The 8,790-nt window shown below is 65.1% G+C and carries 7 protein-coding genes; 4 read left to right on the top strand and 3 right to left on the bottom strand.

Annotation, left to right across the window (positions count from 1 at the left end):
- Positions 1-340 precede the first annotated feature (340 nt).
- The 3 genes from ribB to QMZ05_RS03000 all read left to right on the top strand — a co-directional run bounded on the left by ribB (position 341) and on the right by QMZ05_RS03000 (position 3,845).
- Positions 341-1,417, top strand: coding sequence for a 3,4-dihydroxy-2-butanone-4-phosphate synthase (gene ribB / locus QMZ05_RS03010; RefSeq protein WP_353699420.1), 1,077 nt, complete (start codon positions 341-343; stop codon positions 1,415-1,417).
- Positions 1,418-1,547: 130 nt separating this feature from the next.
- Positions 1,548-2,762 carry an acyl-CoA dehydrogenase gene (locus QMZ05_RS03005; protein WP_353699419.1) on the top strand — a complete coding sequence of 405 codons (1,215 nt, stop codon included), beginning with the start codon at positions 1,548-1,550 and terminating at the stop codon, positions 2,760-2,762.
- Between the two features lie 165 nt (positions 2,763-2,927).
- A complete protein-coding gene (locus tag QMZ05_RS03000; protein WP_353699418.1) occupies positions 2,928-3,845 on the top strand; it encodes an MBL fold metallo-hydrolase in 918 nt (305 codons plus the stop codon).
- 92 nt (positions 3,846-3,937) lie between these two features.
- Here QMZ05_RS03000 and QMZ05_RS02995 read toward each other — a convergent pair whose 3' ends face one another.
- Entirely contained in the window at positions 3,938-4,795 is an 858-nt protein-coding gene (locus QMZ05_RS02995) for a DUF1499 domain-containing protein (RefSeq protein ID WP_353699417.1), read from the bottom strand.
- 269 nt (positions 4,796-5,064) lie between these two features.
- A complete protein-coding gene (locus QMZ05_RS02990) occupies positions 5,065-6,693 on the bottom strand; it encodes a fatty-acid--CoA ligase (RefSeq protein WP_353699416.1) in 1,629 nt (542 codons plus the stop codon).
- A 145-nt stretch (positions 6,694-6,838) separates the two neighbouring features.
- Between QMZ05_RS02990 and QMZ05_RS02985 the strand changes: the two genes are divergently transcribed.
- Complete coding sequence (locus QMZ05_RS02985; protein WP_353699415.1) at positions 6,839-7,951, top strand: extensin family protein; 1,113 nt, start codon at positions 6,839-6,841, stop codon at positions 7,949-7,951.
- Positions 7,952-7,974: 23 nt separating this feature from the next.
- On the opposite strand, the gene QMZ05_RS02980 is transcribed toward QMZ05_RS02985, so the two are convergent.
- Positions 7,975-8,652 carry a L,D-transpeptidase gene (locus QMZ05_RS02980; protein ID WP_353699414.1) on the bottom strand — a complete coding sequence of 226 codons (678 nt, stop codon included), beginning with the start codon at positions 8,650-8,652 and terminating at the stop codon, positions 7,975-7,977.
- Positions 8,653-8,790 lie beyond the last annotated feature (138 nt).

The raw sequence follows: 8,790 nt of genomic DNA, 5'->3' as shown, positions 1-8,790 counted from the left end.
AAGCAAGTGCCCGGCGAGTGGATGACGCGAAAAGGGATTGACTAACCAAGGCCCGTTACAGAAGCCCGGATGAAGCGGAGCGAAATCCGGGAATATTTCGGCGTGCACCATCCCGGATTGCGCTTCGCTGCATCCGGGCTACGGGGCTACTGCGCATGATCCGGAAAAGTGGCATCGGTTTTCCGGCGGGTTCAAGTTCAAACAAGATATCAAACAGGAAGCGGGTGCCGTCCCCGGGCCTGGTATGCCTGCCGGATGCATGGCGGGTTGCATAATGATACTGGCGCTGACATCGGAACCCGGCTAATCCACTGCCTGCATAAAGCGAGATGTCAGGACAATGGCCGATACGATCCAGGAAGTGCTGCAAGCCTTTGCGAAGGGTGAACTCGTCGTCGTCACCGACGATGACGATCGGGAAGGCGAGGGCGATTTGATCGTCGCGGCATCGTTCTGCACGGCGGAAAAGATGGCCTTCATCATCCGCCACACCTCCGGCATCGTCTGCGCGCCGATCACCACCGAGGATGCCCGCCGGCTGCGGCTCGACCCGATGGTGGCGCACAACGAATCCAACCACACCACGGCTTTCACCGTCTCGATCGACTACAAGCCCGATGGCGGCACCGGCATCTCGGCCGAGGAGCGCGCCTCCTGCTGCCGCGCGCTCGCCAATCCGAACGCCGGCTCCAACGATTTTGCGCGCCCGGGCCACATCTTCCCGCTGATCGCGCGCGACGGCGGCGTGCTGCTGCGCTCCGGCCATACCGAGGCCGCGGTCGATCTCTGCCGGCTCTCGGGCCTGCCGCCGGTCGGCGTCATCAGCGAGCTGATGAACGACGATGGAACCGTGATGAAGGGCGAGCAGGTCGCGAAGTTCGCCGCCGCCCACAAGCTCAAGCATGTCACGATCGCTGATATGATCGCCTATCGCCAGGCGCGCGAGAAGCTGATCGAGCGGGTCGCGACCTTCACCACCGAAAGCCCGATCGGCCCCCTGCAGGGCTACGCCTATCGCTCGCCGTTCGACGAGATCATGCATGCCGCCTTCGTCTACAACGGCATCGGCGACGGCCGGGACGTGCTGACCCGGCTGCACAAGCCCAACATCGTGAAAGATCTATTCACCGGGCCGGCGCGGATGGAAGCCGTGCTGCGGCACTTCAAGGCTGCCGGCCGCGGCGTGCTGGTATATCTGCGCGACGGTGCCGCCGGTGTTCCGGTCCAGCCGGTCGACGAGCTGAAGTCGGCGGAAGCCGATCGCAACAAGCAATGGCGCGAGGTCGGCGTCGGCGCCCAGATCCTGCGCGATCTCGGCATCACCTCGATCCGGCACCTGACCTCGTCGGTGCATGACTACAAGGGCTTGTCCGGTTTCGGCATCGAGATCGTGTCGAACGAGAAGTTCGACGGCTGATGCGGGTCATTCCGGGCGCGATGCGTGCGCATCGCCCCCCGAACGGCATACGTCCAATTCAATTGCGCTTCGCAGCATAGCGCTTTAATTTATCCGCCAATTTCCGAGTGACGATGCGAAAGGATGTTTCATGAGCGTGCGCCCCCAGTCCAAGGACAAGCCGGCTGCCGCCAGCTTCCAGTGGGATGATCCCTTCCTGCTCGACGACCAGCTCACCGAAGACGAGCGCCTGATCCGCGACACGGCGCGGGCCTATGCGCAGGACAAGCTGTTGCCGCGGGTCACCAAGGCCTATCTGGAAGAGAAGACCGACCGCGAGATCTTCAACGAGATGGGCGAGCTCGGCCTGATCGGCGTGACGCTGCCCGAGGAATATGGCTGCGCCAATGCGAGCTACGTGGCGTATGGCCTCGTCGCACGCGAGATCGAGCGCGTCGATAGCGGCTACCGCTCGATGAACTCGGTGCAGACCTCGCTGGTGATGTATCCGATCTACGCCTATGGCGACGAAGACCAGCGCAAGAAATATCTCCCCAAGCTCGCCACCGGAGAATGGGTCGGCTGTTTCGGCCTGACCGAGCCTGACGCCGGTTCCGACCCCGGCGGCATGAAGACCCGCGCCGAGAAGGTCGCCGACGGCTACAAGCTGAACGGCGCCAAGATGTGGATCTCGAACGCGCCGATCGCCGACGTGTTCGTGGTGTGGGCCAAGTCGGCCGCGCATGACAACCAGATCCGCGGCTTCATCCTCGAGAAGGGCATGAAGGGCCTGTCGGCGCCGAAGGTCGGCGGCAAGCTCTCATTGCGCGCCTCGATCACCGGCGAGATCGTGCTCGACAATGTGGTGGTGCCGGAAAGCGCGCTGCTGCCCAACGTCTCCGGCCTCAAGGGCCCGTTCGGCTGTCTCAACCGCGCCCGCTATGGCATTTCCTGGGGTGCGCTCGGCGCCGCCGAGGACTGCATGCACCGCGCGCGCCAGTACACGCTCGACCGCAAGCAGTTTGGCCGGCCGCTTGCCGCCACCCAGCTGGTGCAGAAGAAGCTCGCCGACATGGAGACCGAGATCGCGCTCGGCCTGCAAGCCTCGTTGCGCGTCGGCCGCCTGATGGACGAGGGCAAGATGGCGCCGGAGATGATCTCGATCGTCAAGCGCAACAATTGCGGCAAGTCGCTCGACATCGCCCGCATGGCGCGCGACATGCACGGCGGCAACGGCATCCAGATCGAGTATCACGTGATGCGTCACGCCGCGAACCTCGAGACCGTGAACACCTATGAGGGCACGCACGACGTCCATGCGCTGATCCTCGGCCGCGCGATCACCGGCATCCAGGCGTTCTCGTAAGCTCTTGCCTCCGTCATCCTGAGGTGCGCGCCTTCTTTGGCGCGCCTCGAAGGATGAACGGCCCGGCTCGTGCCCAACATCCTTCGAGGCTCGCAAGAGCTCGCACCTCCCGAGTGAGCGCGAAGCGCTCATCCGGGGATGACGGCTCACAAGGAATCGGATCCCATGGCCGACAACGACGACATCCCGTTCAACCGCGATTTTCCGCTGAAGCCCGGCGTGGTCGAACAGGTCCGCCCCGGCGTGCGCCGCGTGCTCTGCAACAATCCGAGCCCGTTCACCTTTACAGGCACGGTCAGCTACATCGTGGGCGAGGGCAAGGTCGCGATCATCGATCCCGGCCCCGACGACGAGGCGCATGCGAAAGCGCTGCTCGATGCGGTCAAGGGCGAGACCGTGACCCATATCCTGGTCACCCACACCCATCGCGACCATTCGCCGAACACACCGCGGATCAAGGCCGCGACCGGCGCGCCTGTTTATGCCGAGGGGCCGCACCGCGCCTCGCGGCCGCGCTTCGAGAGCGAAAAGCACAATCCGGAATCCGGCGCCGACCGCGATTTCCGGCCCGACATCGAGGTCAAGCACGGCGACGTCATCGAGGGCGCGGGCTTCGCGCTGGAGGCGGTCGCCACCCCCGGTCACACCGCCAATCATCTGGCGTTCGCGTGGGCCGAGCGCAGCATCAATTTCGTCGGCGACCATGTGATGGGCTGGTCGACCTCGATCGTGGCGCCGCCCGACGGTTCGATGATCGACTACATGGCCTCGCTGGAGCGGCTGGAGCAGCGCCCCGAGCAGCTCTACTTCTCAGGCCATGGCCCGGAGATTCCGGAAGGCCCGCGCTTTGTCCGCTTCCTGGCGCGGCATCGCCGGGCGCGCGAGGCGTCGATCCTGCACCGTCTCGGCAAGGGCGAGGCGGACATCCCGACCATGGTGCGGGCGATCTATATCGGGCTCGATCCGCGCCTCGCCAATGCCGCCGGTTATTCCGTGCTGGCGCATCTGGAGGATCTGGTCGCGCGCGGCGTCGTGGCGACGGACGGCGATCCGGTGATCGGCGGCACGTACCGGATGGTGTAAGGCGGCGAAGCCGCCTTTCTGCACGTCATTCCGGGGCTCGCGCTGTGCGCGCCCTCAGGTGCGCAATTGCGCACCAGGGAATGACGAGGGACCTATTTCTTCACCGTCTTCGCCGGCGGCGCCTTTGGCGCAACCGGGGCCGCCTTCTTCGCCGGCTTGGCGTTTTCGTTGTCGGCCGCCGTGTTGAGGTCCTCGATCAGCTTCTTGACCCGTGCGGCGTTGCTGCCGAGATCGGTGTCGAAGTAGCGCGAGGCGGAGCGGATATCGACCCGCGAATCCTCGTCGTCGGGCGTGACCCGGATCGAGACGTCCTCGCGGAAGCCCATGATCGGCGTGCGCGCCACCGCCTCGATGCGGCCGATCCGGCGTGGCGGCTGCGGCGCGCGGGCGTCGATGACCAGCCATTTGCGCCGGTTCACCAGCCGCAGCGTCATCTCATAGGCACGGTCGACCGGGGCTTCCAGTTCGACAGTTTCGATATCGGGATAGGCCGCGCGCTGCTTCTCGGCCGAATAAAGGCCGGCATAGGCGGCCGGATTGGTGCCTTCGCCGGTGCGCAGCCGCGCCAGCGCCTCGAATTTCGGCGGGTCGATTGCGTCGGTGGTGACGTCGTAGATCCGCGGCAGCTTGCGGTACTGATAGGTGAGGTAGGCCGGGTAGGCGAGTATCGCGGCGTCGATCAGGAACGCGAGCAGTATCCGGCCCATGCCGCGGGTGCCGTTCTGCCAGATCGCGGCGAAGGCGGCGAGGCCGAGCAGGATCGACAGGCCCGCGAGGCCCAGCGCGCCGAAGAAGGTCGCGAGTGCCGGTTTGACCTCCAGGAACCCGAACCGGACGATGAGGATCGAGACCACCACCGCGACGACGGAAAAGATGGCGAGGTTGCGCGACCAGGTGGCGAGACCGGACACGGGCTCCTGCTGGTAGGGAGCGGAAAACCTGCGCGCCATCGTCGAAAAATCTGCCGGTTGATGTCCCCGGCGACCTCAGCCGCCGCCAATGACCGTGTGAGACCACGGTCCTGCGGCGAATTCAAGGGATTTGGGCGTTCTTATCCTCCCCTGGAGGGGGAGGATCGGTTCGCATGAAATGCGAACCGAGGTGGGGTGAAGGTCTCTCATATCGGGCACTGCCCAAGTGGAGAGATCACCCCACCCCGCCTCACATCTCGCTTCGCTCGCTGTGAGCCGACCCTCCCCCTCCAGGGCAGGGTGAATCGTCACGCCGCGGCGGTCGGGAAGGTGTAGTCCTTGAACTGGTCGCGCAGCGCCGTCTTCAGGATCTTGCCGGTCGCGGTGTGGGGAATGCCCTCGACGAAGGCGACGTCATCGGGCATCCACCATTTGGCGATCTTGCCGTCCATGAACTTCAGGATGTCCTCGCGCGTGGCGCTCTGGCCCTGCTTGAGCTGCACGATCAAGAGCGGCCGCTCGTCCCATTTGGGATGATGGACGCCGATCACAGCGGCTTCCGCGACTGCGGGGTGGCCGACCGCGAGGTTTTCCAGATCGATCGAGGAGATCCATTCGCCGCCGGACTTGATCACGTCCTTGGAGCGGTCGGTGATCCGCATGTAGCCGTGCTCGTCCATCGTCGAGACGTCGCCGGTGTCGAAGAAGCCGGCATCATCGAGGATGCTGGCATCGACCCGGAAATAGGATTTGGCGATCGCAGGACCAGAGACCTTGAGACGGCCGAAGGTCTTGCCGTCCCACGGCAGCTCCTTGCCGGCATCGTCGGTGATCTTCATCTCCACGCCGAACGGCGGATAACCCTGGGTCTGCAGGATGTCGAGCCGCTCCTCGCCGGTGCGTTCGGTGAACGGCGGCTTCAGCGTCGCCAGCGTGCCGAGCGGGCTCATCTCGGTCATGCCCCAGGCGTGGCGCACCTGGCTGCCCATGTCGAGGAACGCCTTGATCATCGAGCGCGGCATCGCCGAACCGCCGCAGATCACCATCTGCAGATTCGGCAGCTTGACGTTGTTGGCGGCCATGTATTGCAGCAGCATCAGCCACACCGTCGGCACGCCGGCGGTATGGGTGACCCTCTCGGTCGACAGCAACTCGTACACCGAGGCGCCGTCGAGCTTCGGGCCCGGCATCACCAGCTTGGTGCCCATCGACGGAGCCGAGAACGCGATGCCCCAGCTGTTGGCATGGAACAAGGGCACCACCGGAAGCATTGTGTCCGAGGCGGAGGTGCCGAGCGCGTCCTTCGAGTTGGCCATCAGCGCGTGCAACACGTTGGACCGGTGCGAATAAAGTACACCCTTGGGATCGCCCGTCGTGCCGGAGGTGTAGCACATCGCCGCTGCGGTGTTCTCGTCGAAGGTCTTCCACTCGAACTTGCCGTCGGATGCCGCGATCCAGTCCTCATAGGCGACCGCGTTCTTCAACGTGGTCTGCGGCATGTGCGCCTTGTCGGTCAGCACGACGTAGCGCTCGACGCTCGGCAGCTGGCTCGCGATCTTCTCCAGCACCGGAACGAAGGTGAGGTCGGTGATGACGATGCGGTCCTGGGCGTGGTTGACGATCCAGGCGATCTGCTCCGGAAACAGCCGCGGATTGACCGTATGGCAGATCGCGCCGATCCCCATGATGCCGTACCAGACCTCGAGGTGGCGCCAGGTGTTCCAGGCGATGGTGGCGATGCGGTCGCCGAGCTTGATGCCGTCGCGTTCCAGGCTCTGCGAGACCTTCAGCGAGCGGGCATGGATTTCGGCGTAGTTGGTGCGATGAATCGGGCCTTCGACCGACCGTGTCACGACTTCCTGTGTGCCGTGATATTTGGCGGCATGCTCAATAATCTTGTGGCACAGCAAGGGCCAATCTTGCATCAAACCAAGCATACGCAAATCCCTCCTCGATCCTCACGCATGATCTGCCGGCATCTTGGACGGCCGGCAGTAAAATCATGGAACTGACATGAACTGTAGCGCGGAGAAAGCAAGCCGAAAATGGCCTGATGGCGCGTTTCGCCGCGGGGGCGCGGCAATGGTTACCGCTGTCGCCGCGCTGCTTTGCCTTTTGCTTTCCCTTGGCATGCAAGCGGGGCCCGCGGCGGCTGCCCGCGGCGCGCCCACCTTTCCGTGGGACGATCTGTTCGGCTCCCGGCCGCACAGGGCGCACAAGGCGGTCCGCCGTTCAGCGGTGCCGCTGCCGAAGCCGCGCCCCGCTGACGCGCCCGCCGCCGCTGATGCGCCTGCTGCAGCCGAGCCCGAGCCGCCGGCGGCCGAGACGCAGCCTCCAGCCGCGCCTGCCAGGCCCAGCGAGGCGGCCAAGCCTGCCGAAGCGGCCAAGCCGGCCGAGCCTGCCAAGCCGCAGCTGTCGGCCTGCCGGCAGGCACTTACCGAGGAGATCGCGATCGCGCCAAGCATTCCGGACATCCATGGTGCCGGGGGCTGCGGCGGCGAGGATCTGGTGCGGCTCGAGGCCGTCGTGCTGCCGGACAAGCGCAAGGTCGCGGTCAAGCCGGCGGCGATCCTCCGCTGCAAGATGGCAAGCGCGGTCGCCGACTGGGTCCGCACCGATATCGCGCCGCTGGCGCAGCGCCTCGGGGGCGGGATCAGCAATCTCGACAATTTCGACTCGTTCGAGTGCCGCGGCCGCAACCGCGTTGTCGGCGCGCAGCTCTCCGAGCATGGCCGCGCCAATGCGCTCGACGTGCGCGCGTTCGGTCTCGCCAACGGCAAGTCGATCTCGCTGACCGACCGTAGCGTGCCGCGCGATCTGCGCGAGACCGTGCTGCATTCGGTCTGCGCCCGCTTCTCCACGGTGCTCGGTCCGGGCTCGGACTGGTACCACGAGGACCATATCCATCTCGACCTCGCGGAGCGCCGCAACGACTACCGGATCTGCCAGTGGAACGTGTACGACCCGCTGCCGCAGGTCGCGCCGCTGCTGCCGGCCGAACGCCCGGAAGAGGCGCCGCCGCGCGAGGTCGCCGCGAAATCGGATGCATCCAGGCCGGACGCCGCCAAGGCCGACCACGGCAAGGCCGACGAGCCGGATGCGGTACAATCAGATGATGCGGCCGCTGCACCCGGCGGCGCGCCCGAGACCAAGCCGCAGCCAACAAAAAAGCGCCGGCAAAGCCGGCGCCTTTGATCGCGATTGCGATGTGATTGGGATCAGTAGGTGGTGCCGCCGGCACCCTGCAGCGCCATCTGCGGCTTGTAGGGCGAGTCGCCGTGCTTCGGCTCCAGCACCACGACGATGGTGCCGAGCTTGACCCGGTTGTAGAGGTCGATGACGTCCTCGTTGGTCATGCGGATGCAGCCCGAGGAGATCGACGACCCGATGTATTCCGGCTGGTTGGTGCCGTGGATGCGGAACAGCGTGTCCTTGCCGCCCGAGTAGAGATACATCGCGCGCGAACCCATCGGATTGTCCGGACCGGGCGCCACGAAGGTCGGAACGCCAAGGCGCGAGATCTCGCCGGGGGTCGGGTGCCATGCCGGCCATTCGGTCATGCTGCCGACCTTGGCAATGCCGGACCAGGCCATCGCTTCTTCGCCGACGGTGATGCCGTAGCGGATCGCCTTGCCGTCGTTCAGCACGTAATAGAGGTAATGGTTGTCGGAATCGACCACGATCGAGCCGGCGGCTTCCTTGCGGTGATACTCGACGATGGCGCGGCGGAACGGTTCAGCCACCGGCGTCTTGACGTAGGTGGTCTTGGCCAGGAGTTCCTTGTCACGCGGCTTGAAGGCAGCGGTATTGGTTGCCTCGTAGGTCGTGGCCTGCATACAGCCCGACAACATCAGGCCCGCGGTCAGGATCCCGAGGGTAACTTTGAGCGACGACATGATTACATTCCAATCGAAAATCCGCGCCCGAAAGCGCCAACATTACGCCCCAAACGCCACGATTCCATGAGAGGCATTATTGCCTGAAAGCCGCCATTCTTCCCAGACTTTAGATGGCTTTCCCGCATCGCGGGACGT

Source organism: Bradyrhizobium sp. INPA03-11B (assembly GCF_040446015.1).
Taxonomy (GTDB): domain Bacteria; phylum Pseudomonadota; class Alphaproteobacteria; order Rhizobiales; family Xanthobacteraceae; genus Bradyrhizobium; species Bradyrhizobium macuxiense_A.
The sequence above is the reverse complement of the archived record's forward strand: the minus strand, read 5'-3'. Positions and strand labels throughout refer to the sequence as shown.

Excerpts from the sequence above, each read along its gene's own strand:
- QMZ05_RS03000 (WP_353699418.1), top strand. The coding sequence starts at position 2,928 with ATGGCCGACAACGACGACATCCCGTTCAACCGCGATTTTCCGCTGAAG.
- QMZ05_RS02995 (WP_353699417.1), bottom strand. The coding sequence starts at position 4,795 with ATGGCGCGCAGGTTTTCCGCTCCCTACCAGCAGGAGCCCGTGTCCGGT.
- QMZ05_RS02980 (WP_353699414.1), bottom strand. The coding sequence starts at position 8,652 with ATGTCGTCGCTCAAAGTTACCCTCGGGATCCTGACCGCGGGCCTGATG.
- QMZ05_RS02990 (WP_353699416.1), bottom strand. The coding sequence starts at position 6,693 with ATGCTTGGTTTGATGCAAGATTGGCCCTTGCTGTGCCACAAGATTATT.
- QMZ05_RS03005 (WP_353699419.1), top strand. The coding sequence starts at position 1,548 with ATGAGCGTGCGCCCCCAGTCCAAGGACAAGCCGGCTGCCGCCAGCTTC.
- ribB (WP_353699420.1), top strand. The coding sequence starts at position 341 with ATGGCCGATACGATCCAGGAAGTGCTGCAAGCCTTTGCGAAGGGTGAA.
- QMZ05_RS02985 (WP_353699415.1), top strand. The coding sequence starts at position 6,839 with ATGGTTACCGCTGTCGCCGCGCTGCTTTGCCTTTTGCTTTCCCTTGGC.